Raw genomic sequence first — 24783 nt, 5'->3', positions numbered from 1 at the left:
GCCTGTTTTGCATGGCGCACGCCTTACACCATGCGGCGGATCGGGCGCTTCTTCCAGACCAGCTTGTAGTAGGCGGTCTGCAGGCACAGCGTCAGGGTGTAGGACAGCGGAAGCGCCATCCAGATCCCCATCAGCCCGAAGCCGCGGCTCAGCCACCAGGCCATGGGCAGCTCCAGCACGGCGAGCACCGTGATGGTGATGGCCGTGGGAATGACCACATCGCCGCTGGCACGCATGATGGACGACAGGGCAATGAAGCAGCCCAGCAGCAGGCCGCTCCACAGCACGATGTACAGCAGCTCGATGGCCAGCACCAGCACCTGCTCGTCGGTGATGAACATGCCCAGCAGCGGCCGTGCGAACAGGCTGCCGATCAGGGCCAGGGCGGCGCCCAATGCCAGGTTCATGCGGATGGCCGTGGCCGTGATGGCTCCCAGGCGCTCGCTGCGGCCCGCGCCGATGGCCTGGGCTCCGAGGATGGAGGCCGTGATGGCGACCGAGATCACGGGAAACTGCGCAAACGAGTTGATCTGGTTGACCGCGCCATAGGCGGCCGTGGCGCTGGAGCCGAAGCCGTTGACCAGCGACACGACGACCAGCCCGGCCATGGACGAGGCAATCATCTGCACGCCCGTGGGAATGCCCACGCGCAGGATGCTCTTGAGCAGGGTACGGTCAATGCGCATGGCCTTCCACAGCGCGGCATTGGGCGCCAGCGGGCTGCCGATGCGGCGCAGCCGCCAGCCCAGCCAGGCCAGCGCCAGGGTGAAGCCCAGGATCATGGACACGCCCGCGCTGGCCACGCCCAGGCGCGGCAGGCCGGCCCAGCCCGCGATCAGCGCCGGGGTGCAGGCCAGGCCCGTGCCCGTGGAGATCAGCAGGGCCAGCATGGGCGAGACCGTGTCGCCCACGCCGCGCAGCAGCGAGGTGGCCAGCAGGAACACGAACAGCCCCGGCATGCCCAGCAGCACGATGCGCGAGTACAGCGTGGCCTGCTCCATGATGTCGGGCGGCGTGCCCAGCAACCGCATCAGCGGCTCGGTGAACAGCCCGCCGAACAGGGCCACGATGGCGCCGAACAGCAGTCCTATGCACATGGCCGTGCCCGCAATCGCGCGCAGCTTGTCATGCATGCGCGCGCCGTAGGCCTGGCCGATCAGCACTGAGGAGCCCGCGCCCAGGCCGATCACGAAGGCGATGAAGAGGAACATCACCGGAAAAAAGGCCGCGACGGCGGCCAGCGCCTGCACGCCCAGCATCTGGCCGATGAAGACGCTGTTGATGGTGCCCGACAGCGATTGCAGGATGTTGGCCAGCACCATGGGGCCCAGGAACACCAGAAAGGTGCGCCACAACGGCTGGCTGCCGGCAATGGGCGGCCCGCCGTGGCTGGATGCGGCAGGCGCGGCGGCCTGGGGCAGGGGTTCGGTTGGTTTCGTCATGTTGTGTCTGGTAATGCGACGAGAAAAGCAGTGAGGTCGGGCCGGGTCAGGTCTTCAGTCCTGGGCTGGCGCCGCAGGTGAGCCCGCCCACACGGGGCCGCCCAGTTGCTGCAGATAGCTTCGCACATCCTCGGGCCAGGCGGCGGTGTGCTGTGCAAAGGCTTCGGCCTGGCGTGCAAACAGGGCGCGGCTGGCGTCCTCGAAATGGGGCAGGTCGCCCGCCATCTCGCTCATGAAGCGGTAGACGGCTTCGGTGGCGGCGCGCACGGCATCCTGTGCGGCGTGCTTGCCGCGCGCCTCCTCGATCAGCCTGCGCAGTGCGCCGGAGGCGCCGCCGGGCTGGCGGTTCAGCCATTCCCAGTGGCGCGGCAGCAAGGTCACCTCGCGCGCCACCACGCCCAGCTTGGGGCGGCCCACGCTGCGGGGCGCGGCGGCTTCGGCAGGGGCAGGCGCTGAGGCCAGCTCGCTGCGCCAGTCCAGGTCCAGCCGCATGCCGCTGTGGTCGTCGAAAACCCACAACGGCGGTGCCGATCCACTGCCCTGCGCCTGTTGTTCATGGCTTTGCAGGAATTGCAGGATGGCCGGCCTGCCGGCCTGCAGCAGCCGGCTGTGGCCCTGGAAGATGGTGTAGCTGGGGGCGGGCTCGGCGGCCGCTGCGCTGGATTTGGTAGTCATGGCGCAGATATTAGCCGGGTAAAAATATCAAGTCAATTAAACCCGGGTTAAATTTGTTGATCGTGCGGCATCCCGCCAAAGAAAAAGCCCCTGGCAGAGACTGCCAGGGGCTTCGCAGAGGGAACTGCAAGCGTTGTTTAGACGCGCTTGCGGTACTCGCCCGTGCGGGTGTCGATTTCGATCTTGTCGCCCTGGCTCACGAACAGGGGCACGGGCACTTCGAAGCCGGTGGCAATCTTGGCAGGCTTGAGCACCTTGCCCGATGTGTCGCCCTTGACGGCGGGTTCGGTCCAGGTGATTTCGCGTTCCACGGAAGTGGGCAGTTCGCAGGAGATGGCCTTGCCGTCGTAGAACACGACTTCGGCTTCCATGCCGTCTTCCAGGTAGTTGATGGCGTCACCCATGTTGGTGGCTTCCACTTCGTACTGGTTGAAGTCGGCATCCATCCACACGTACATCGGATCGGCGAAGTAGGAGTAGGTGCACTCCTTCTTGTCCAGGATCACGTTGTCGATCTTGTCGTCGGCTTTGAAGACGACTTCGGTGCCCATGTTGCCCAGCAGGGACTTGAGCTTCATGCGGACGGTGGCGGCGCCGCGGCCACCGCGAGCGTATTCGGTCTTCAGGACGATCATCGGGTCCTTGCCGTGCATGATCACGTTGCCGGCGCGGATTTCTTGAGCGATTTTCATAGCTTGCTTGGCTGAGGTTGAGCCGCTCAACAGGGCAGGCAAGCGAAGTCGCTGGGACGGTGCGCCTGCCGCAGTTCCGCGGCGGGTGCAACCCTGGTTGGTCGATGGCGGCCGGCTGGCGGTCGCCCGCAGCGGCGCCTCCAGGGAGGCAAAACGTGCATTCTAGCTTTTTTCGGTCACGAAAGCTTGTAGCTGCTCAATCAATGGGGTCTGTTGCAGCAGCCGCAAGCGTGCCGCCTGCACGCATTCCTGCCATTGCTGCAGCAGCACGGGCGTGATTGCGGGCAGGGTGCTTGCCGGTGCCAGACCGTTCCAGGCATGGTGGAAGGCGCGCAGGCTGGCTGGTGCCTGCAGCCAGTCAAGAAAGGCGTCGAGCTTGTCGTGATGGGCGTCGTCGTGCTGGGGATAGATGTGCCAGACCAGCGGCTGGCCCGCCCACAGCGCGCGTACCAGCGAATCCTCGCCACGCACCAGGTTCAGGTCGCAGGCCCAGAGCATTTCATCGAACTGAGGTTGGGGGCAGGGCTGCAGCGCATGCCGGGTCACCGCGCCTTGTTCCGTGGCGAGCACGCTGGCCATGGCCTGTTGCGCGGCGGCTGCTGCGCGCCCCGGGGTCACCAGCAAATGCGTGGCCTGCGGGACCGGGGGGGCTGAATGCAGCTCGGCCAGCCATTGCGGCAGGGCAGGGGGCTCGTAGCAGAACAGAGAGATGGCGCAATCGCCGGTGCCTATGCCGTGGCGTGTGCGCCAGGCCTGCTGGCCCTCGGAAGCAAAAGCTGCCTGGCGCGCGGCCAGGTCCGGCTCGCGCAGCAGGCCGCCCGTGGCGGCCGTGAAGCCCGGGTAGAAGAACCAGCGCGTCAACCCCGCAGCCGGCCCCGACATCAGCGGCGAGGGCAGGCGGTGGCAGCGCTCCACATAGTCCTCTGCCGACAGGTACTCGAGGTTGATCCACAGCGGTGCCCGGCGGGCGATGGCCGCCAGAAAGGGCGGCGGGATCTCGCAGCCGAAGGCCTCGATGACCACATCGCCCACGGCCTGCGGGACGTCCTGTGCCTGCGTGGGCCAGCCGTGCACGCTGAGGCCGGCCGGGTGGAGCCGCGGAGCCATCCAGGCCAGGGCGCTGGCGTCGTCCATCCACAGCCGCACGCGCTGGCCGCGTGAAGCCAGGTCGGCCGCCGCGCGCCAGCACACGCCGATGTCGCCAAAGTTGTCTATGACCTGGCAGAAGATGTCCCAGGTCAGCGCAGCGGCCTGCTCTGGCAGAGGGGCCGGGGGGATGGGTTTGAAGGCAAGCATGGGGATCAGGGTTCGCACAGGTGTTCGACCAGCAACTGCGCCACTGGCGGCAGTGCCTCTTGCGAGCGCACGCACAGCATCAGCTGGCGCTCGGCCCAAGGCTCGTCCAGCGCAATGCAGCGCAGCGGCAGGGCGCCCAGGTACAGGCGTGCGCTGCCTTCGGGCAGGATGCCGACGCCCAGGCCCGAGGCCACCATCAGGCACAGCGCGTCATAGCCCGTGACCTTCATGCGCAGCCGGGGCTGCAGGCCCAGGTCGGCCGCGGCGCGCGTGATCTGGTGGTTGAGCGCGCTGCCGGCATGCATGCCCACCAGGTCATGGTCCAGCACCTGGGCCAGCCGCAGCGAGCGCCGCCGTACCAGCGCATGGCCCTGGGGCACGATGACGATGAGGCGGTCGCGCCGGTACGGGCGCAGGCGGATCTTCTCTCCGTAGCTGCCCTGGTTGAGGATGCCGATATCGGCCTCGTTGTCGGCCACGGCGCGTGCGATGTCGCTGCTCACGCGCTCCTGCAGGCGCACGTCCACATGCGGGTGCTGGTCCAGGAAGCGCTGCAGCTGCGAGGGCAGGAACTGCGTGATGGCCGAGATGTTGGCCATCACGCGCACATGGCCGCGCAGGCCGCTGCCGTACTCGCGCATCTGCTCGCCGATGCCGTCCAGGTCGTTGAGTACGCCGCGCGCCATGTTCAGCAGTGCATAGGCGGCGGCCGTGGGTACGCTGCCGCGGTTGCTGCGGGTGAACAGCTCCACCTGCAGCTGGCTTTCCAGCTCGGCCAGCCGCCGGCTGGCGGCCGAGGGGGCGATGTGTTCACGTGCGGCGGCGCGGGCGATGGCGCTTTCCTCCATCACGGCCACGAACAGGCGCAGCGAAATCGGGTCGAGTTTCATGGGGTGGCGATTATCTCCCGGCCCCGCCCGGCTGGGTTCTGCCATGCCGGTTTGCGATGGCAGCGTCGCGCTTGAGCGTTTTGCGGCCGGCGCGGACGGCGGCAAGATCGGCGCCGCGGCAATGCCATCGGAGGCTGGCCGCAGGAGACAAAGAGGAAGCGCTAACCCATGACACAACAGACAAGGCTGGTTCCCACCCCCGGCGCGCTCAACGGCGTGCGCGTGGTCGAGATGGGGCAATTGATCGCAGGGCCGTTCTGCGGCAAGACGCTGGGCGAGTTCGGCGCCGACGTGGTCAAGATCGAGGCGCCGGGCGCGGGCGATCCGCTGCGCAACTGGCGCCTGATCAAGAACGGCACCTCGGTCTGGTGGCAGGTGCAGTCGCGCAACAAGCGTTCGGTGGCGCTGGACCTGCGCCAGCAGGAGGGCCAGGACATCGCGCGGCGCCTGATCGCCGAGGCCGATGTGCTGGTCGAGAACTTCCGTCCCGGCACGCTGGAGGGCTGGGGCATGTCGCCCGAGGAGCTCCATGCGCTCAACCCCGGCCTGGTCATCCTGCGCATCTCGGGCTACGGCCAGACCGGCCCCTACCGCGACCTGCCGGGCTTTGGCGTGATCGGCGAGGCCATGGGCGGCCTGCGCCACCTGACTGCCGAGCCAGGCCGCGTGCCGGTGCGCGTGGGCGTCTCGATTGGCGACACGCTGGCCGCGCTGCATGGCGTGATCGGCGTGATGATGGCCCTGTACCACCGCAAGGTGAACGGCGGTGCCGGCCAGGTCATCGACGTGGCACTGCATGAGGCCGTGTTCAATGTCATGGAAAGCCTGCTGCCCGAATACAGCGCCTTCGGTGCCGTGCGCGAGGCGGCGGGCAGTGCGCTGCCGGGCATTGCGCCGTCCAACGCCTATCCCTGCCAGGACGGGTGGGTGCTGGTGGCCGGCAATGGCGACTCCATCTTCAAGCGCCTGATGGCCACCATCGGCCGCCAGGACCTGGCCGACGATCCGCAGCTGGCCGACAACGCGGGCCGCGTGGCGCGCATCACCGAGATCGACGCCGTCATCGGCGGCTGGACGCGCACGCAGAGCGTGCAGGCGGTGATGGACCAATTGGCCGCCGCGCGCGTGCCGGCCGGCAAGGTCTACACGGCCAAGGACATTGCCGAGGACCCGCACTACCGCGCCCGCGACATGATCCTCAGCCAGCACACGCGCGACGGAGACGACATCGAGGTGCCGGGCATCGTCCCCAAGCTCTCGCTCACGCCCGGCACGGTGCGCAGCAGTGCGCCCCATGTGGGCGATGACACCGATGCCGTGCTGGCCGAGGCCGGCCTCACGGTCCAACAGATTGCGCTGCTGCGCAGCAAGGGAGTGATCCAATGAATGCCGTCCACCCCACGGATGTCTGGCAGGGCGCGGGCCGCCGCGTTTTCTTCAACGAGGTCGGCACGCGCGACGGGCTGCAGATGGAGCAGGCCTTTGTCCCCACCGAGGACAAGATCGCCCTGGTCAATGCGCTGTCGCAGGCCGGCCTGTCCAAGATCGAGGTCACGGCCTTTGTCTCGCCCACGGCCATTCCCGCACTGCGCGATGGCGAGATCGTGATGCGTGAGATAGAGCGCCGCCCCGGCACCGTCTACACGGCCCTGGTGCCCAATGCCCGCGGCGCCGAGCGCGCCATCGAGGCGCGCACGGACGAGCTCAACCTGGTCATGTCGGTCAGCGAGACGCACAACCTGTGCAACCTGCGCATGCAGCGCAGCCAGTCGTTCGCGGCGCTGGCCCAGGTCGTGGCCACGGCGCAGCAGGCGGGCGTGCCCGTCAACGTCTCGCTGTCGTGCTGCTTTGGCTGCCCCATGGAGGGCGATGTGCCGCAGCAGGAAGTCTTCGACTGGGTGCAGCGCTTTGCCGACCTGGGCGTGCAGGGCATCACGCTGTGCGACACCACGGGCATGGCCTTTCCGACCCAGGTGCGTGCCATGGTGGCTGCCTTCCGGCAGCGCTGGCCGCAGCTGGGACTGACCCTGCACTTCCACAACACACGCGGCATGGCCCTGGGCAATGTGCTGGCCTCCATCGAGGCGGGCGGCGACCGCTTCGATGCCTCCATCGGCGGCCTGGGCGGCTGCCCCTACGCGCCCGGCGCCTCGGGCAATGCCTGCACCGAGGACATCGTCCACGCGCTGCAGCTCATGGGCTACGACACCGGCGTGGACCTGGCGCAGATCGTCGCTGCCGCGCGCAGCCTGCCCGCGCTGATCGGCCATGACACGGCCAGCCAGATCGCCAAGGCCGGCGCGCGGCTGGACCTGCACCAGCCGCCAGCCGACTTTGCAGCCATCCGCGAACGGGCCTTGGCCAAGGGCTGAGGCCGGCGCGCATTCTCATTCACAAGAACCGAGCAAACCAAGGAGACAAAGATGAAGAAGATTCAACGCAGACAGATCGCAGCCGTGGCCATGGCCATCGCAGGACTGGGCCTGGGCGGCACAGCCGCGCTGGCCCAGGGCGGCTACCCCGCCAAGACCATCACCATGATCGTGCCGGCCGCAGCCGGCGGCACTACCGACCTGGCGGCGCGCATGGCGGCCCAGGCCCTGGCGCCCGTCATCGGCCAGTCGGTGGTGGTGGACAACAAGGGCGGCGGCAACGGCTCCATCGCAGCCAGCCTGGTCAAGCGTGCCGAGGCCGATGGCTACACCCTGCTCATGCAGTACTCGGGCTATCACGTCATCTCGCCCCACCTGACCAAGGCCCGCATCTGGGAGCAGGGCGACTTCCAGCCCGTGGCCAATGTGCTGTCGGCGCCGCAGATCATCGTGGTGCGGTCCGAGCTGCCCGTGAAGACGCTGGCCGAACTCGTGGCCTATGCCAAGGCCAACCCCGGCAAGCTGAACTACGCCTCATCGGGCAATGGCTCGCTGCAGCACGTGACGGGCGCCATGCTGGAGCAGCAGGCCGGCATCAAGATGGTCCACGTCCCCTACAAGGGCACCGGCCCCGCGCTGCAGGACCTGCTGGGCGGCCAGGTGGACCTGACCTTCGGCACGGCGCCGCCCTTCATGCCCCACGTGCAAAGCGGCAAGCTGCGCGTGCTGGCCGTCACCGGCACGCAGCGCCTGCCCAGCCTGCCTGATGCGCCCACCACGGCCGAGGCCGGCTATGCGGGCGTCAACGCCACCTCCTGGTTTGCCGTGTTTGCGCCCGCCGCCACGCCCAAGCCCGTGATCGACAAGCTCACGGCCGACCTCAAGAAGGTGGTGGAGAACCCGGCCTTCAAGCAAAAGGCACAGGAGCAGGGCGCCACGGCGGACTACATGAGCCCGCAGCAGCTGGGCGCCATGGTCAAGACCGAGTGGTCCAACTGGGCCCAGGTGGTCAAGTCCTCGAAGATCGAGGCCGAGTAAGAGCCCGAGGGCCCGCAGGCCCGCTGCGGCGGGCCCGGGCAGCGGCCACAATAGGCGCATGTCCGAACCCCATTCCGATGAACTGCTGGCCCAGGTGGCAGCGTTGCCGGGCCTGCCCGGCGTCTACCGCTATTTCGACGCGGCAGGCACGCTGCTGTACGTGGGCAAGGCCATCAACCTCAAGCGCCGGGTCTCCAGCTACTTCACCAAGAACCATGGCGGCACGCGCATAGGCCACATGGTGGGCAAGATCGCCCGCATGGAGACCACGGTGGTGCGCTCCGAGGCCGAGGCCCTGCTGCTCGAAAACAACCTCATCAAGACGCAGCACCCCAAGTACAACATCCTGTTTAGGGACGACAAGAGCTATCCCTACCTGAAGATCACCGGCGTGGCCGCGCGCGACGGCCAGGCTGGCGAGCCTGCCCACCAGCGCTTCGCGCGCATGGCCTACTACCGTGGTGCCGTGGACAAGCGCCACCGCTACTTCGGTCCCTATCCCAACGCCTGGGCCGTCAAGGAAAGCATCCAGTTGCTGCAGAAGGTCTTCCGGCTGCGCACCTGCGAGGACACGGTCTTTGCCAACCGCTCGCGCCCCTGCCTGCTCTACCAGATCAAGCGCTGCAGCGGCCCTTGCGTGGATCTGATCTCGCCCGAAGCCTATGCGCTGGACGTGCGCAATGCCGAAGCCATGCTGCGCGGTGAAACCCAGGAACTGCTGCGCCAGCTCGAGGCCCGCATGATGGAGCACGCCGGGCGCATGGAATACGAGCAGGCTGCCGAGGTGCGCAACCAGATGACGGCGCTGTCGCGCGTGCTGCACCAGCAGGTCATAGAAACCGCCGACGACCGCGACGTGGACATCCTCGCCGTGAAGGTGCAGGGCGGCCGCGCCTGCGTGAATCTGGCCATGGTGCGCGGCGGCCGCCACCTGGGCGACCGGCCGTACTTTCCCGCCAATCTGGGCGATGCCGCCTCGGTTTACGCCGGCGAGGAAGAGGCCAATCTTGCCGAATCCGCGCGCCCGGTCGAGGACATCGTGCTGGAGGCCTTCATCGCCCAGCACTACACCGGCGTGGCCGTGCCGCCCGTGCTCATCGTCAGCCATCCGGTGGACAAGAAGCTGCTGGCCCTGCTGAGCGAGCAAGGCGGCGTGCGCATCACCGCCGTGCAGCAGCCGCGCGAGCAGCGGCGCATCTGGCTGGAGATGGCGCAAAAGAATGCCGACATCCAGATGGCCCGCCTGCTGGCCGAAGAAGGCTCGCAGCAGGCGCGCACGCGCGCGCTGGTCGAGGCGCTGGACCTGGCCTGCGAGAACCTGGACGAGCTCACCATCGAATGCTTCGACATCTCGCACACGGCGGGCGAGGCCACGCAGGCCTCCTGTGTGGTCTTCCATCACCACAAGATGCAAAGCAGCGAATACCGGCGTTTCAACATCGAAGGCATCACGGGCGGCGACGACTATGCCGCCATGCGCCAGGTGCTGACGCGCCGTTACAGCCGCGTGGCCGAAGCGCAAAGAGAGGCGGGCGGTGCCGAGCTCACGGGCAAGCAGCCGCAATTGCCGGACCTGGTGCTGGTCGACGGCGGCAAGGGCCAGGTCAGCATGGCGCGCGAAGTCTTCGAGCAGCTGGGCCTCGATGTCTCGCGCATCGTGGGCGTGGAAAAGGGCGAGGGGCGCAAGGTCGGCCTGGAAGAGCTGGTCTTTGCCGACGGGCGCGAGAAGATCTACCTGGGCTACGACTCGGCCGCGCTGATGCTGGTGGCCCAGATCCGCGACGAGGCCCACCGCTTCGCCATCACCGGCATGCGCGCGGCGCGCGCCAAGGTGCGCGTGGGCGGCGGCAAGCTCGAGGAGATTCCGGGCGTGGGCCCCAAGAAGCGCGCGCGCCTTCTGCAGCGCTTTGGCGGCGTGCGCGGCGTGTCCGAAGCCACCGTCGAGGACCTGTGCAGCGTGGACGGCATCTCGGCCGCGCTGGCTGAAGATATCTACCGTGCATTGCATTGAAATGACCGTCCCGCAGGCTGCACCGCGGGCCTTGAAACAGAACCTCAAACACCAAGGTACGTGACACAATGGCGGCCATGTTTCTCACAATCCCCACCTTGATGACCTGTACGCGGATCGTCGCGATTCCGCTGATCGTCGGGGTGTTCTACGCGCCGTTCGATGTGGCGACCCGCAACCTGGTCGCCACGGTCATGTTCATCGTCTTCGCGGCCACCGACTGGCTCGACGGCTACCTGGCGCGCAAGCTCAACCAGACATCGGCCTTCGGCGCCTTCCTCGACCCGGTGGCCGACAAGTTCCTGGTCTGCGCGTCGCTGCTGGTGCTGGTGCACCTGCAGCGCACCGATGTGTTCGTGGCCCTGATCATCATCGGCCGCGAGATCGCCATCTCGGCCCTGCGCGAGTGGATGGCGCACCTGGGCGCGGGCAAGAGCGTGGCCGTCCACATGCTGGGCAAGCTCAAGACCACGGCGCAGATGGTGGCCATCCCCTTCCTGCTGTATGACGGCCGCGTGTTCGGCATGATCGACACCGGCGTCTGGGGCCAGGTGCTGATCTGGGTGGCGGCGGTGCTCACCGTCTGGTCGATGGTGTACTACCTGCAAAAAGCCCTGCCCGAGATCCGCGCGCGGGTCACGCACTGAGGGCCTTTCCGGCCGTTCCCGGGATCCTGCGCCAGACACGTCAAACTGTCTGGCGTTGCTACTTTTTTGGAAGCATTTGAATCAGGCAGGGCCGCCGCTGCGGCGTCGTGGATGCGAAGCGGTGAGGCGCATTGCAGCACTGGCAAGGCCTGCAGCGGACAAGTCCATTGTCAACCCTTGTCAATTCGTGAAGCCGCTAGCCTGCGCCGGGCGCAAAAAACCGGCCGCAAAGCCAAAGCTGGCGCCAAAACCGCATAGAATCGTCCCCTGTCGCTGCGATGCGCAGCGTGCATTGACACCTGGAAGGTCGATGGCTTTAATTCACCGATGTCTGCCCCGAGGCAGGCGTCGAACGGCAAGCCAGATTCCGTATCCGTCGCGCCGGGTTTCTGGCCGAGCCAAGTTGGTGGCCGCAGAGACATCCCATTCACTTATTTCTCCAGAGGCATCTTGTGAATAAAACCGAACTGATTGAGCACATCGCTAACAACGCCGACATCTCCAAGGCTGCGGCTGCTCGTGCACTGGATTCCACGATTGAGGCTGTGAAGAAAACCCTCAAAAAGGGTGGTACAGTGTCGCTCGTTGGTTTTGGCACATTCGCCGTTGGTAAGCGCGCTGCTCGTACGGGCCGCAACCCCCGCACCGGCGAAACCATCAAGATCAAGGCCGCCAAGGTTCCAAAGTTCCGTCCGGGCAAGGCATTGAAAGATGCCCTGAACTGACACCAGTCAAGGTGGGGTGCTTAGCTCAGTTGGTAGAGCGGCGCCCTTACAAGGCGTAGGTCGGCGGTTCGACCCCGTCAGCACCCACCAAGAACAAAAGGCGAACGAAAGTTCGCCTTTTCTATTTCTGCCATTGAAAGACGACAGACCATGTTCGAATCCATCCGCAAGCATTCCAAGTTCGTGATGATCTTGTTGTTCTTGCTGATCATTCCCTCGTTCATCTTCGTGGGTGTGAACCAGAACTACTTCACAGAGTCCAGCGTCATCGTCGCACGTGTCGATGGTCATGAGATCAAGCAGGCCGACTGGGAGAACGCGCACCGCATGGAGAGTGATCGCCTGCGCGCCGAGAACCCCAACATCGACCCCAAGCTGCTGGACTCGCCGCAGGCGCGCTACGCCACGCTGGAGAAGATGGTGCGTGACCAGGTGCTGGCCGCTGCCGTGCAGAAGATGCATCTGGCCGCATCCGATGCCCAGCTGGTGCGCACGCTGCAGGAGATTCCCGCGATTGCCGCGCTCAAGAAGCCTGACGGCTCGATGGATGCCGAGGCCTATCGCGCCCTGGTCGGATCGCAGGGCCTGACGCCCGAAGGCTTCGAGGCCAACCTGCGCCGCGAGCTGTCCATGAACCAGGTGATGGGTGGCGTGACGGGTACGGCCTTTGCGACCGACACCCAGGTCAAGCAGGCCATCGATGCGCTGTACCAGCGCCGCGAAGTGCAGGTGGCCCGCTTTGAAGCCAGCGCCTACGCCAGCAAGGTCCAGCCCACCGAGGCAGACCTCAAGGCCTACTACGATGCCCACACCAGCCAGTTCCAGCAATCGGAGCAGGCCAAGGTGGAATACCTGCTGCTGGACGTTCCCAGCATCGAGGCCGGCATCACGCTGAGCGAAGACGATGTGCGTTCCTACTACAACCAGAACGCCGAGCGCCTGGCCGGCCCCGAAGAGCGCCGTGCCAGCCACATCCTGATCAATGCAAGCAAGGATGCGCCTGCTGCCGAGCAGGAAAAAGCCAAGGCCAAGGCCGAGGAACTGCTGGCCGAGCTGCGCAAGGACCCCAAGCGCTTCGCCGAACTGGCCAAGGCCAATTCGCAGGACGGTGGTTCCGCTGCATCGGGTGGCGATCTGGGCTACTTCGGCCGTGGCGCCATGGTCAAGCCCTTCGAGGACGCAGCCTTCGGCATGAAGGTGGGCGACATCAGCGACGTGGTGCACAGCGACTTCGGCTACCACATCATCTCGCTGGTGGACATCAAGAAGCCCAAGGCTCCGAGCTTCGAGCAGATGCGTCCCAAGCTGGAAGCCGAACTCAAGCAGCAGCAGGCCCAGCGCAAGTTCGCCGAACTGGCGGAAGGCTTCTCCAACGCGGTCTACGAGCAGTCGGACAGCCTGCAGCCCGTGGCCGAGAAGTTCAAGCTCACCGTGCAAAAGGCAGACCATGTGACGCGCCAGCCCGGCCCCAACGTCAAGGGCCCCCTGGCCAACCCCCGCTTCCTGGAAGCGTTGTTCTCCAGCGACTCGCTGAACAACAAGCGCAACACCGACGCAGTGGAGCTGGGTTCCAGCCAACTGGTGGCCGGCCGCGTGGTGGAGTACACGCCTGCCCGCACGCTGCCCATGGCCGAGGTGGGCGACAAGCTGCGCACCCTGTACGTGGCGCAAAAGTCCGCCGAACTGGCCAAGGCCGATGGCGAGGCCAAGCTTGCAGCATGGAAGGCCAAGCCTGATGCGGCGCAACTGCCTGCCGCCAAGGTGATCAGCCGTGACCAGCCCGAAGGCCTGTCGCGCGAAGTGGTGGATGCCGCCCTGCGCGCACCGACCGCTCAGCTGCCTGCCTGGACGGGTGTTGACATGGGTGCCCAAGGCTATGCCGTGGTCAAGATCAACCGTATCGTCGAGCGCCCGGCCGATGATGCACAGGCTGCTGCCGCGCAGAAGCAGGACTTCCTGCGAAGCTCTGCTGTCGCAGAAGCTATGGCATACTACGAGCTTCTCAAGAAACAGCTCAAGGTGCAGATCAAGGTCCCGCGCCCCTGATGAGAGAAATTTCTAGAAAGACAGAAATTTCAAAAATCAAGCAGTTTTTTGGAATAGAATAGCGTTCTTCTACGGTGGCTGTAGCTCAGTTGGTAGAGTCCAGGATTGTGATTCCTGTTGTCGTGGGTTCGAGCCCCATCAGCCACCCCAAATAAAAAAATCCCCAGAGCAAAAATGCTCTGGGGATTTTTGCTTTGGGCGACAGGGGGACTGGTTGCCCCGAAAGCTCCAGGGGCGCCGGACTAGGTTCCTGCCGGCTGCGGCGGCATGGAGGATGGCGGCATCCTGCCCGTTGCCCGCATCCCCCGATGCGCCTTTGTTCCGGCTGCTCCTGATCCGTCACGCAACGCCTGTTCCAAAGCATTTGTCTGCTGGTTTTTGGCATATAATCGAATGCTTCAACGGTGGCTGTAGCTCAGTTGGTAGAGTCCAGGATTGTGATTCCTGTTGTCGTGGGTTCGAGCCCCATCAGCCACCCCAAACAAGAAAATCCCCAGTGCAGAAATGCACTGGGGATTTTTGCTTTGGGCGGAAACTTTATCTTTCTGGGGCTGGAAGCAGGCGGGATATTCGCATGGCCAATCGCGCTGCGGCTGGATTGCGGCCGCTCATGCTGCCGTGGATTTTCAGGCGTTTGATGCGAGGCCTGCCTGCCTGACTTCGCGATCTGCCGTATCGCCACCGTGGCCATGCCCGTTGCGCAGGCCGTTCCGCCGAGCTTGCGTGCGCGGACGGCGGGCCGGGCTTGCCTGGATGGGGTGTTGCGCTCTGCGCAGGTTTTTATAAGACAAGTCCTATATTTGTCGCATGACCTGTGTCAATAGGTGTTTTGCATTGCTATTGAATTACGATTGCAAACATCAATCAAGAGCAATGGCGCAGGGCTTGCAGGCCTGTCGCATGGTCCCCCGCCAACGAGAAGCACGCTTGCATGAAAAATCCCGGTTACACGCGCAACGGCTGTCCAGGCGGCAGGTGGCAACGGCCCCGTGGCTTCACCCTCATCGAGATGATGGTTGTGGTGGCGCTGGTCGCGATTCTGGCCGCTCTGGCCGCTCCTTCCTTCATCGTCCAAATAGCCAACCAGCGCGTCAGCTCGGCTGCGCTCGAGTTGCAGTCGTTGCTGCAGCTGGCTCGCTCCGAAGCGGTCTACAAACGGGTGGAAAGCAGCTTCGTGGGCGCGGGGCAGACATGGTCCGCCAAGTCGGGAGGGCAACTGGTGCGCGAGGCCCGGGTGCCTGATGCCGTGACCGTGTCGCCCTCCGGTGATTCTTCCCAGGGCGTCCTGTTTGAAACCACGGGGACCGCCAGGCAGTTCTCCGGCGCCAGCACGCTGTACACGCTGACCGTCACGGCTCGCCATGCCACGCGCATGCACTGCCTGAGAGTGACTCGCGCCGGGCTTGTGCGCCAGCAGCGGCTGCCTGCCGGCGGCAGTTGCTGATGCGCGTGCAACGGGTCTGCAACATGTCCATTCCTTTTCCTTCTCGCAGGCAACGCGGCGCAGGCCTTATCGAGGTACTCGTCGCCGTGCTGCTGGTGGCCGTGGGGCTGCTGGGCGCCGTGCGCATCCATGTGCGTGCCATTGAATACACCGTGGATACCGAGCGGCGCCAGATGGCATCCATGCTGGCTTCCGAACTGCTGGAGACCCTGCGGGGGGATACGGCCACGGTCCTTGACGCGAAGGGCTCGCCCGTGGAGGAACTGGCCGGCTATCAGAAGCTACAGGGGGCCGCGATGCCCGCGGCCCCTGCGGCCTGCCAGCCTTTGCCGCAACCGCGGGAGCAGCGCCTGGCCTGCTGGGGCGACCGGGCCCGCAAGCTGGTGCCCGATCTCACCGCGGACCGCATCGACAGCTCCTTCGCCGTGAGCGCCGATGCCGATGGCCTGGTGTCCGTGACGGTGGCCTGGCCGGTCAAGAAAGGCCAATGTCTGGATGGAAGCGACAATGAATTTTGCACATTCACGCTGCGGTCGCGGCTTTGAGCGCGGGCCGGGCGCATGGGCGTGCCGCATGCGCATGCCGTCACAGGCGGGCATGTCCCTGGTGGAGATTATGGTGGCGCTGGCCATCGGCCTGTTCCTCGTGCTGATTGCCACCACCATCTACATGCAGGGGCTGTCGAGCTTCGGTTTTCGCGTGGGGCAGAGCGAGAACCTCGGCAACAGCCGGCTGGCACTGGCCGTGCTGGACTCCGAGTTCTCCAAGGCAGGCTACAGGAGAGACCCTTCGCAGGCGATGTTCGACGCATTTCCTGCCGATTCCTCGCCCCATCCCAACGGCTGCCAGTTCGCCCAGGGACAGGCGCTCTACGCGGCTGACACGCAGAGCATCTGCCTTCGCTTCCAGCCCCGGGACGCTGCGGAAACCGATTGTGCGGGCACGCCCGCGAACCTGGGAGCCGCCGGCCCCTATGACGCTCCGGCGCCGGCGACCGGCATGTTCGCGGAGAAATACACCGTCGAAAGTGGTGTGCTGGTCTGCCGGGCTGCGCAGGAGGTTGTGCCGCTTGCCGATGGCGTGCGGGCGGTGCATTTCGAGTTCGGCATCGATCGGCAGACAGCGCCCGGCGCGATACGCCGGGTCGATGCCTTCGCGGCCACGTTGCCCGGGCAGCAGGAAGCCATCCGTTCCCTGCGCCTTGCCCTCTTGCTGGAAAGCTCCGGCAAGGTGACGCAGGGCATGGCCTCCACCGTCTGCGAGCGTTGGGCGCAACTGGGCGGCGCCGCGGCCCGATGCGATGCGAATGCCGGCGCCCTGCTGCAACTGGCCACCGGCACGCTCACCCTGAGGAATCTGATGCCATGACCGCGCTGATCGGAGCCCGGAGCCGCCGCTGCATGTCCTGTGTCCTGGACGGGCGCCAGCGCGGCAATGCCTTGCTGGTGTCCATGATCATGCTGCTGCTGGTGTTGTTGCTGGCGGTGGTCGGCATGCGCGTGGCCACGCTGGAGGCGCGCCAACATGGTGGATAGCCAGCGGCTGTATGAAACCGCGGATGGCACGCTGCGAGAAGGCGAGCGCAAGCTGCTGGAGCATGCCGTCGCGCTCAAGCCTTGCAATGGCGCCGGCACTCCGGTGGCCGAGGGCAGCGGCATTCCCTGCTCGGTGTCCGATGTGCGTACGGACTCCATCGGGCTCGGTACGGATTTTCGGACGACCAAGGCCAAGGCGGCCGGGTTTCAGAAGCCCGATGGGTACTGGTATCCCCGATACATCACGACCGCCTGTCCCAAGTCGGGTAGTGCGACGTCCGCGCTGGATGCACCCGCCACCGGCTGCACGGACTTCTATGAGGTCAATGCCCAGGCCACGGAAAAGTCGCAGGCCCAGGCCTGCGGAGCGGATGCGCTGTGCCTGCGGTCCAGCGTCAACATGTTCATAAAGTAAGCAGGGGGAGGGAGCTTCAATGGCTCGCATTGCAAGTTGGAAAACCATGCAGGGCCCGAGGGCCCTGGCCCTGGCGCTGTGGACGTGGGCACTGGCACTGGCCGGTACGCCGGCGCATGCCCAGGGGCGCGCGGACACCGTGCTGTCCCAGATGCCGCTGTTCGTGAACCAGGCGTTGGCGCCCTTGAACATGCTGGTGATGGGGCGTGACCACAAGCTGTACTACGAGGCCTACAACGATGCCTCCGACCTCAACGGCGACGGTGTGATCGATGTCGGGTACAAGCCGGACCAGATCGACTACTACGGCTACTTCAACAACAACGTCTGCTACAGCTATTCCAAGGGTGTTTTCGTGCCCTCGCAGGCAGCGACCGGAAGCAACAGGAAAAAGTGCTCGAACAACTGGAGTGGCGACTTCCTGAACTATCTGGGCACATCGCGCATGGACGCCATACGCCGCGTGCTTTATGGCGGCATGCGTGCGGAGGACACGGCTTCGCGCACCGTTTTGCAGACCGCCTACATTCCCAGGGATGCGCACAGCTGGGGCAAGGCCTATGACCCTGCGCGGGATCTCGGGGTCTACAGCATTTCGGACTATGCGCCGCTGCGCCAGCCGGCGTCCGGCACGCGCCATCTGTTTGCCGTCACCACGCTGGGGGAGGCCGCTGGCGTCATCACACAGTTGCGCGTGCTCAATGACTCCTCGTTCCAGATCTGGGATTGGGTGTCCCAGGAGGGCTTTGCAGGGCAGAGCAACTGTGCAGGCGGCAATTCGTGCGCGCGAGGCACCAGCAGGATCACTGACTACAACCTGCTTGTGGAGGCCTGCTCCAGCAGCAATGTCCAGTTGCTCGAGGCCAGCTGCAAGGCCTATCCCAACGGCGGCAAGACCATCTACAAGCCCACGGGGCTGCTGCACGACTTCGGAGAGAACGGGAAGATGTACTTCGGCCTGCTCACAGGCTCGTACGAGAAAAACATCGCCGGCGGCGTGCTGCGCCGCAATATCAGCAATTTCGCAGAGGAAGTCGACCCTCAGACGGGCCAGTTCAGGACGGGTGTCAATGGCGTGGTCGCCAACATAGACCGCCAGCGCCTGATCGGCTACACCGGCGGCAAATACGTGGAATGCGGCTGGATCACGTCCGGCCCCATCAGTTCGCTGGACAAGCCTTCGAAGTGCGCCATGTGGGGCAATCCCATCAGCGAAATGATGTTCGAGACCATGCGCTATTTCGGCGGCGCGTCCCAGGCCCTCGGCATCTATGACTACGCCGGCGGCTCCTCCAAGGACGCGTCCCTGGGCCTGTCCAAGCCCGCCTGGGAAACGCCCTACAAGGCCAAGGCCGAAGGCGGGGGCGGCTACCAGTACTGCTCCCGTCCCGTCATGACGGTGCTCAGCGACATCAATCCCTCCTACGACGGCAAGCTGCCCGGCAGCCGCTACGCGAGCGTCGGTGCCAGCGCCCTCAATGGCTTCAATGTCTCTGACGAGGTGGCGGCCATCGGCTCGGCCGAGCGCATAGACGGGAAGAACTTCTTCATCGGCCAGTCAACATCGGCCAATGCCGACCAGGCTCCTTCGGTCAAGACCATTGCAGACCTGTCCTGGGCGCGCGGCCTGTCTCCCGAGGAGCCCAGCAAGGAAGGCACCTACTATGCCGCCGGTGTGGCCCGTTTCGGCGCCAGGAATGCCATCTTCGGCAACAGCCAGGGCAAGAATGCGCTGAGGACCTACTCCGTGGCCATTGCGTCACCGCTGCCGGAAATACGCTTTCCGATCGGCGGCAAACGCTTTGTGACCATTGCCCCGTTTGCCAAGACCGTCTCCGGCAGTGCCGGTGGCAGCACCGTGAACAATGCGGTCTTCACGCCGACCAACCAGATCGTCGACTACTACGTGGTCAACATTGCCAACACGGGCAAGGCGGACATCGATGCCTCGGTCAATGGCGGGCGGCCCTATGCGGAGTTCCGCATCAACTACGAGGACGTGGAGCAGGGCGCCGACCATGACATGGACGCCATCGCGCGCTATACGGTCGCGCTGCAGGCCGATGGCAAGGTGAAGATCGACATGGTGTCCGAATACGCCGCTGGCGGCCTGGGACAGCACATGGGCTATGTGATCTCGGGCACCACCAAGGACGGCATGTACCTGGAGGTGCGTGACAAGGACACGGCCTCGGCCTACTACGCCTACAACACGCCACCCAATCGCGATCCGGGCTACTGCCGGGGCAGCATCTCGGCCCAGCAGCGCACGGAATGCACGAACCTGGGACTCACGGCCACCCGCAGCTTCACTCCCGGCAATGCGACCGACGCGGGCAGCTTCCTGAAGGGACCGCTGTGGTATGCCGCCAAGTACGGTGTGCCGGACCGCGACCCCTCCAAGATCACGGGAGATCCGGACAACTATTTTCTGGTGACCAATGCCGGCACGCTCAAGGACCAATTGACCAAGGCGTTCAACGACATCCTGCAGAGCATCAGTTCCGTGACGGCGGTCAGCGTGGACATGCCCACTGCGACACTGGGCGAAGGAGCCGACCTGTACCGGACCACGTTCGAGGTCCAGTACTGGAGCGGCGACGTCATCCGCGAGAAGCTCACCACCAGCGACAGAACGCTGGTCTGGAGCGCGGCGGAACTCCTGTCGGCGCGGCCCGCCGATGATCGCAAGATCTACTATCCCAGCAGGACCGGCAGTGCCGTGTCGCTGAGCCCTTTCACGTACTCCAGTCTCAGCGGGCAGCGCTCCGATGCGTCCTGGCTGGCCGTGCTCAACACGGACCCGGCCACGAACTCCGCCGATGGCCAGGCAAAAAAGCGCATCGAGTTCCTGCGTGGCGAGGTGCGCGATGACTTGCGCGTGCGCAAGCCCCTGGACAGCGGAAAGCCCAATGTGCTGGGCGATATCGTCAATTCCTCGCTGGTGCGGGTCAAGGGCGGCCTGTACCGCGCCTCCGCTGCGGACAAGCTGGAGGGCAGCACCACCTATGCCGCCTTTGCCGCGAAACAGGCTGCCAAGGAGATGCTGTATGTGGGCGCCAACGACGGCATGCTGCACGCCTTCGACGCGGCATCGGGCAAGGAGGAGTTCGCCTTCATTCCATCGGGCGTGAAGGATTCGCTCAATGTCCTGGCGTCCCGGTATGGCGCGGGCGGCGCTCCCCACCGCTACTTCGTGGACGGGACGCCCGTGGTCTCGGATGTCTACTTCGGCAACGCCTGGCACAGGGTGCTGGTCGGCAGCCTGGGCGCGGGCGGGCGGCAGGTCTTCGCGCTGGACGTCACGGACCCCACCTCCCCCCGGTTGCTGTGGGAGTTCGGGGTTGAACAGGACGACCGCATGGGTTACTCGATGCCCGCGCCTGTCGTTGCGCGGCTCAACGATGCCGGCCGGTCCAAGGGCAGGTGGGTGGTATTCCTGTCCAATGGCTACCAGGCTTCGAACAGCGCCTCCGGCGAGTCCAGCCTGTTTGTGCTGGATGTCTCCAGTGGCGAGGTCATCCGGCGCTTTGATTTCGCGGCAGGCATGACGGCTGCGGAGTTGAACGCGCTGCCTGCGCCGAAGAACGGCCTGTCGCGTGCCGCCGTGGTGGACAACAACGGCGATGGCAAGGTGGACCTGGCCTATGCCGGTGATCTTGCGGGCAATGTATGGCGCGTGGACCTGGCCAGTGGTACCAGCGGCTCATGGAATGCGCAGCTGTTCTTTGTGGCACGCGAGTCCGAACGCAGCGGCGGCAAGCGGCTGTCCATCACCACCGCACCCTACGTGGTGCGGCACTCCAGCGGCAAGGGCGATGTGGTGGCCTTCGGCACGGGCCGCTTCATGACGGATGACGACAAGCTGGACATGCGCCGGCAATCGGTGTTCGGCGTCTGGGATCGCTACGGCACACCCGCCACGGCTGCGCCGCAGCCGCTGCCTACCGCCGGCAAGGGGCGTGGGGATCTGCAGGCCCAGCAGTTCACCCAGGTGAGCGGCTTTCCGGGCAAGTTTGCCCTGTCGGCCAACCCGGTCACCTGGTACAAGGACGCCACCAGCACCGCCGACTCCAATGTGCACAGCTGGGGCTGGTACGTCGATCTGCCGCGCGACGGCGAAAGACTGGTCTACGACATGAGCCTGTACGGGCGGGGGCTGGTGTTCACCTCCATCCGGCCGCCGCTGGGCGACCCCTGCTCCGCAGGCCTGGCCAGCACGATCTACGCCATCGATCCCGACACCGGGGGCAAGACCGACTATGTCGCCTTCGATGTGAACGGCGACGGCATCTTCAACGCCTCCGACAACTTGGCAGGCCAGCAGGTCAACGGCCGCGAGGTGGGGCCGGGCAGGACCACCATCAGCGGCGCGAAGATCTTCGACTCCAGCGGAAAGCCAAGCGGGGCGGGAGACCCAGTCAAGACCGGGGGCGACGATATCAACAGCGGAGTGGACCGGGGGCGACAGAGCTGGCGCCGCCAGCCAGCGAACCCGTGACCGCCATCCCATCCACTACACACCCATCCACTACACACAGGGGCCTGCCGGCCCCGGCCGTCTGGCTGGCCCTGCGGGCCCCCAAGGAGAAATGCGTGCGCAGCAAGCTAAATGGATTCACGCTGATCGAGCTGATGATCACGGTGGCGGTGGTCGCCATTCTTTCGGCGATCGCCTACCCCTCCTACCAGGAATACGTGCTGCGATCGCGGCGCGTGGAGGCGCAAAGCCTGCTGGGCGAGGCCGCCGCCCGGCAGGAGCGCTGGCGGGCGCAGAACGGCGGATACACAAGCTCCGTCGCCAACCTCAGACTGCCCTGGGGGGACAAGTCCGAGAACGGCCACTACACCCTGACGATGGCCACGGCCGCCAATGACGGCGGCTACACGCTCAAGGCCACGCGCACAGGCCGCCAGGCATCGGACAGGCGCTGCGGCGACTACACCCTGAACGCCCTGGGCGTGAAGGGCATCTCGCCCTTGGGAACGGTGGGAGACTGCTGGCGCTGAGCGCCATCGGGGCCGGGGCCTCAGTCCTGCGCCTCATCCACAAATTCCACCATGGCCGCCGACACCTTGGGCAAGCGGCCTCGTACCCGTTCCGTGCTACCGCAGTCAGGTGCGTTGCGAATCCAGCTGCTCACCGTTCCTGGCCACTTCCTGCGCCTCGGAGTAGCTTTCGATCAGCAACTGGTAAGGCGGGAAGACTGCGCTGTAGGCCTGCGCCCACTGCAACGCGTCCTCACGGTTCCAGGTCTTTTGCACCTCCGAGCACACCGCCGCCGTGTCCATCGGCACGACACCAGCCTGCACGATGCGCGCCAGCGTGATTTCCTGCGCCATTTTCGAGTAGGTCCCCGAGGCGTCGATCACCGCGAAGACCTGGTAGCCCTCGTGCACCGCGGCGATGCTGGGAAAGGCCATGCAGACGCTGGTGATCGTCCCCGCGATGATGAGCTGCCTGCGCCCGGTGGCCTTGACGGCAGCGACGAACTCCGGGTTGTCCCAGGCGTTGATCTCGCCCTTGCGCGCAACGTACCGGGCATGCGGGGCGTACTGGTGGATCTCGGGGATCAAGGGGCCGTTCGGACCCTGCGGCACCGATGCGGTGGTGATGACCGGGATCTTCGCCAGTGTCGCTACCTTGGCGAGTGTGGTGGCATTGGCACGTACCTCGGTGAAGGGCATGTCCTTGATGGTCTGGAACAGGCCGCTTTGATGGTCGATCAGCAGCATCGCCACATTGTCGGGATCGATGACCGGGCGGGCGCCGTTGAAGTTGGCGATGGTTTGGGGTGTGCTCACGGTCTTCTCCTCAATTGCCCTGGGTGAACGTGATGTGGCTCGTGATCAGGTTGCGGTAGTCGGGGATGTGGTTGGAAAACAGAGTGCCCAGCCCCTGCACGTCGTTGCGCCAGTCGCGGTGCAGTTCGCAGGCAGCGCCGAACCAGCTCATCAGTTGCACGCCGGCCTGCGACATGCGATTCCACGCCGCATCGCGGGTGATGGGGTTGAAGGTGCCTGAGGCGTCAGTGATCACGAAGACGTCGAAGCCTTCCTCGATGGCCGACAGTGCCGGGAAGGCCACGCACACCTCGGTCACCACGCCGGCGATGATGAGTTGCTTCTTGCCCGTGGCCTTCACGGCCTTGACGAAGTCCTCGTTGTCCCAGGCGTTGATGTTGCCGGGCCGGGCGATGTAGGGCGCCTGGGGAAACTGGCTCTTGAGCTCCGGCACCAGAGGTCCGTTGGGACCGTTCTCGAAGCTGGTCGTCAGGATGGTGGGCAGCTTGAAATAGCTGGCGATGTCGGCCAGCGCCAGCACGTTGTTCTTGAACTTGTCCGGGTCGATGTCGCGTACAAGGGATAGCAGGCCGGTCTGGTGGTCTACCAGCAGCACGGCGGCGTTGTCCTTGTCCAGGCGGACGTAGGGCTTGGTCATGGTGAATCTCCTTGGGTCGCCCAGACAAAGGTCTTGGCTGATGGATAGAGAATAGGATTCGAACGATGAACGCGGTAGTCGTTAATAATTGCCATCAGAGTCCTATCTGAGGAACGATGAAGACGGTGTGCAATGAAAGACCTGAACGACCTCTACTACTACGTGCAGGTGGTGGACCACGGCGGCTTTGCGCCCGCGGGCCGCGCGCTGGGGATGCCCAAATCCAAGCTGAGCCGGCGCATCGCGCAGCTTGAGGAGCGTCTCGGCACGCGCCTGATCCAGCGCTCCACGCGGCGATTTGCCGTCACCGAGACCGGCCAGACCTACTACGGCCACTGCAAGGCGATGCTGGTGGAGGCCGACGCCGCCGACGAGGCCATCGCGCTGACCCACGCCGAGCCGCGTGGCATCGTGCGCATGACCTGCCCGGTGGCGCTGCTCGATGCGCGCATCGCCGACATGCTGGCGGCCTTCATGGCCGCGTACCCGCGCGTGGAGATCCACCTCGAGGAAACCAACCGCCGCGTGGACGTGGTGGGCGAAGGAATCGACGTTGCCATCCGCGTGCGCCCGCCGCCGCTGGAAGACAGCGACCTGGTGATGCGCATGCTCGCCGAGCGCGGGCAATGCCTGGTGGCCTGCCCGCGGCTGTTGACAGGCGGCATCCCCCAGGTGCCCGCCGACCTGGCAGGCCTGCCGAGCATGGACCTGGGCCTGCCGCAGCACGAGCATGTGTGGCACCTGATCGGCCCGGACGGCACGCAGGCGGCCATCCGCCACCGGCCGCGCCTGGTCACGCGCGGCATGCTGGCGCTGCGCGCGGCGGCCTTGGCGGGGGTGGGCGTGGTGCAACTGCCCTCGATGATGGTGCGCGAGCAGATCGCGCGCGGTGAACTGGTCCACGTCATCCCGGGCTGGGCGCCACGGCGCGAGATCATCCATGCGGTGTTCGCCTCACGGCGCGGGCTGCTGCCGGCCGTGCGGGCGCTGATGGATTTTCTGGCAGAGCGGTTTGAGGCGATGGACGAAGACTGAGCTGCCGGGAAGCCGACTGGCTACCACCCGGAGCTCCATCTTCATCGCTGACAGATGAATGATCCGGCCGGGTACCTT

The 24783-nt window shown here is 65.5% G+C and carries 22 protein-coding genes and 3 tRNA genes; 18 read left to right on the top strand and 7 right to left on the bottom strand.

Going from position 1 to position 24783, the window contains the following annotated elements; all coding sequences use genetic code 11:
* Window positions 1–23 precede the first annotated feature (23 nt).
* From ACM14_RS12175 to ACM14_RS12155, 5 genes are all read right to left on the bottom strand, one after another.
* On the bottom strand, window positions 24–1442 hold the full coding sequence (locus ACM14_RS12175) for an MATE family efflux transporter (protein WP_063326577.1): 1419 nt from the start codon (window positions 1440–1442) through the stop codon (window positions 24–26).
* A gap of 54 nt (window positions 1443–1496) precedes the next feature.
* A complete protein-coding gene (locus ACM14_RS12170; protein ID WP_065346279.1) occupies window positions 1497–2117 on the bottom strand; it encodes a DUF2239 family protein in 621 nt (206 codons plus the stop codon).
* A gap of 137 nt (window positions 2118–2254) precedes the next feature.
* Complete coding sequence (gene efp / locus ACM14_RS12165; protein ID WP_012204719.1) at window positions 2255–2809, bottom strand: elongation factor P; 555 nt, start codon at window positions 2807–2809, stop codon at window positions 2255–2257.
* A 162-nt stretch (window positions 2810–2971) separates the two neighbouring features.
* Window positions 2972–4105, bottom strand: a complete 1134-nt coding sequence (gene earP, locus ACM14_RS12160) for an elongation factor P maturation arginine rhamnosyltransferase EarP (protein ID WP_065346278.1) — start codon at window positions 4103–4105, stop codon at window positions 2972–2974.
* Window positions 4106–4110: 5 nt separating this feature from the next.
* Complete coding sequence (locus ACM14_RS12155; protein ID WP_012204721.1) at window positions 4111–4995, bottom strand: LysR family transcriptional regulator; 885 nt, start codon at window positions 4993–4995, stop codon at window positions 4111–4113.
* 168 nt (window positions 4996–5163) lie between these two features.
* On the opposite strand from ACM14_RS12155, the gene ACM14_RS12150 reads away from it, so the two are divergent.
* From ACM14_RS12150 to ACM14_RS12075, 17 genes are all read left to right on the top strand, one after another.
* The gene (locus ACM14_RS12150) at window positions 5164–6381 is read left to right on the top strand and encodes a CaiB/BaiF CoA-transferase family protein (protein WP_065346277.1); all 1218 of its coding nucleotides are present in this window, start codon (window positions 5164–5166) and stop codon (window positions 6379–6381) included.
* Entirely contained in the window at window positions 6378–7367 is a 990-nt protein-coding gene (locus tag ACM14_RS12145; protein ID WP_034391949.1) for a hydroxymethylglutaryl-CoA lyase, read from the top strand. The genes ACM14_RS12150 and ACM14_RS12145 overlap by 4 nt, the downstream gene beginning before the upstream one ends.
* 51 nt (window positions 7368–7418) lie before the next feature.
* Window positions 7419–8405, top strand: coding sequence for a tripartite tricarboxylate transporter substrate binding protein (locus ACM14_RS12140; RefSeq protein ID WP_043823497.1), 987 nt, complete (start codon window positions 7419–7421; stop codon window positions 8403–8405).
* A gap of 58 nt (window positions 8406–8463) precedes the next feature.
* Window positions 8464–10416 carry an excinuclease ABC subunit UvrC gene (uvrC, locus tag ACM14_RS12135; RefSeq protein WP_063326573.1) on the top strand — a complete coding sequence of 651 codons (1953 nt, stop codon included), beginning with the start codon at window positions 8464–8466 and terminating at the stop codon, window positions 10414–10416.
* Window positions 10417–10493: 77 nt separating this feature from the next.
* Complete coding sequence (gene pgsA, locus ACM14_RS12130) at window positions 10494–11063, top strand: CDP-diacylglycerol--glycerol-3-phosphate 3-phosphatidyltransferase (protein WP_026062576.1); 570 nt, start codon at window positions 10494–10496, stop codon at window positions 11061–11063.
* A 452-nt stretch (window positions 11064–11515) separates the two neighbouring features.
* Window positions 11516–11788 carry an HU family DNA-binding protein gene (locus ACM14_RS12125; protein WP_012204727.1) on the top strand — a complete coding sequence of 91 codons (273 nt, stop codon included), beginning with the start codon at window positions 11516–11518 and terminating at the stop codon, window positions 11786–11788.
* A gap of 14 nt (window positions 11789–11802) precedes the next feature.
* Window positions 11803–11878, top strand: a tRNA-Val gene (locus ACM14_RS12120).
* 60 nt (window positions 11879–11938) lie between these two features.
* Window positions 11939–13834, top strand: coding sequence for a SurA N-terminal domain-containing protein (locus tag ACM14_RS12115; protein WP_013803122.1), 1896 nt, complete (start codon window positions 11939–11941; stop codon window positions 13832–13834).
* A 74-nt stretch (window positions 13835–13908) separates the two neighbouring features.
* Window positions 13909–13984, top strand: a tRNA-His gene (locus tag ACM14_RS12110).
* A 254-nt stretch (window positions 13985–14238) separates the two neighbouring features.
* Window positions 14239–14314, top strand: a tRNA-His gene (locus ACM14_RS12105).
* A gap of 451 nt (window positions 14315–14765) precedes the next feature.
* On the top strand, window positions 14766–15278 hold the full coding sequence (locus tag ACM14_RS12100; protein WP_065346276.1) for a GspH/FimT family pseudopilin: 513 nt from the start codon (window positions 14766–14768) through the stop codon (window positions 15276–15278).
* A gap of 23 nt (window positions 15279–15301) precedes the next feature.
* A complete protein-coding gene (gene pilV / locus ACM14_RS12095; RefSeq protein ID WP_238002926.1) occupies window positions 15302–15823 on the top strand; it encodes a type IV pilus modification protein PilV in 522 nt (173 codons plus the stop codon).
* Window positions 15786–16646: a prepilin-type N-terminal cleavage/methylation domain-containing protein gene (locus ACM14_RS12090; protein WP_254662043.1), complete on the top strand. Its 861-nt coding sequence runs from the start codon at window positions 15786–15788 to the stop codon at window positions 16644–16646. Before pilV ends, ACM14_RS12090 begins: the two co-directional genes overlap by 38 nt.
* Window positions 16643–16813: a hypothetical protein gene (locus ACM14_RS32410; RefSeq protein ID WP_254662042.1), complete on the top strand. Its 171-nt coding sequence runs from the start codon at window positions 16643–16645 to the stop codon at window positions 16811–16813. The genes ACM14_RS12090 and ACM14_RS32410 overlap by 4 nt, the downstream gene beginning before the upstream one ends.
* Window positions 16803–17228 (top strand): pilus assembly protein PilX, encoded by a 426-nt coding sequence (locus ACM14_RS12085; protein WP_254662041.1) that lies wholly within the window; start codon window positions 16803–16805, stop codon window positions 17226–17228. Before ACM14_RS32410 ends, ACM14_RS12085 begins: the two co-directional genes overlap by 11 nt.
* Before the next feature lie 46 nt (window positions 17229–17274).
* Entirely contained in the window at window positions 17275–21729 is a 4455-nt protein-coding gene (locus ACM14_RS12080; RefSeq protein WP_254662040.1) for a pilus assembly protein, read from the top strand.
* A 95-nt stretch (window positions 21730–21824) separates the two neighbouring features.
* Window positions 21825–22238, top strand: coding sequence for a type IV pilin protein (locus ACM14_RS12075; protein WP_170962055.1), 414 nt, complete (start codon window positions 21825–21827; stop codon window positions 22236–22238).
* A gap of 105 nt (window positions 22239–22343) precedes the next feature.
* Here ACM14_RS12075 and ACM14_RS12070 read toward each other — a convergent pair whose 3' ends face one another.
* On the bottom strand, window positions 22344–23033 hold the full coding sequence (locus ACM14_RS12070) for a hydrolase (RefSeq protein WP_065346272.1): 690 nt from the start codon (window positions 23031–23033) through the stop codon (window positions 22344–22346).
* A 10-nt stretch (window positions 23034–23043) separates the two neighbouring features.
* The gene (gene ycaC / locus ACM14_RS12065; protein ID WP_065346271.1) at window positions 23044–23670 is read right to left on the bottom strand and encodes an isochorismate family cysteine hydrolase YcaC; all 627 of its coding nucleotides are present in this window, start codon (window positions 23668–23670) and stop codon (window positions 23044–23046) included.
* Between the two features lie 132 nt (window positions 23671–23802).
* Here ycaC and ACM14_RS12060 point away from each other — a divergent pair, with 132 nt between their 5' ends.
* Window positions 23803–24705: a LysR family transcriptional regulator gene (locus tag ACM14_RS12060; RefSeq protein ID WP_065346270.1), complete on the top strand. Its 903-nt coding sequence runs from the start codon at window positions 23803–23805 to the stop codon at window positions 24703–24705.
* The last annotated feature ends 78 nt before the right edge of the window (window positions 24706–24783 follow it).

Source organism: Delftia sp. JD2 (genome assembly GCF_001682645.1).
Lineage (GTDB): Bacteria > Pseudomonadota > Gammaproteobacteria > Burkholderiales > Burkholderiaceae_C > Comamonas > Comamonas acidovorans.
Note: the sequence above shows the minus strand (reverse complement) of the source record. Positions and strands in the feature narration are given on the sequence as shown.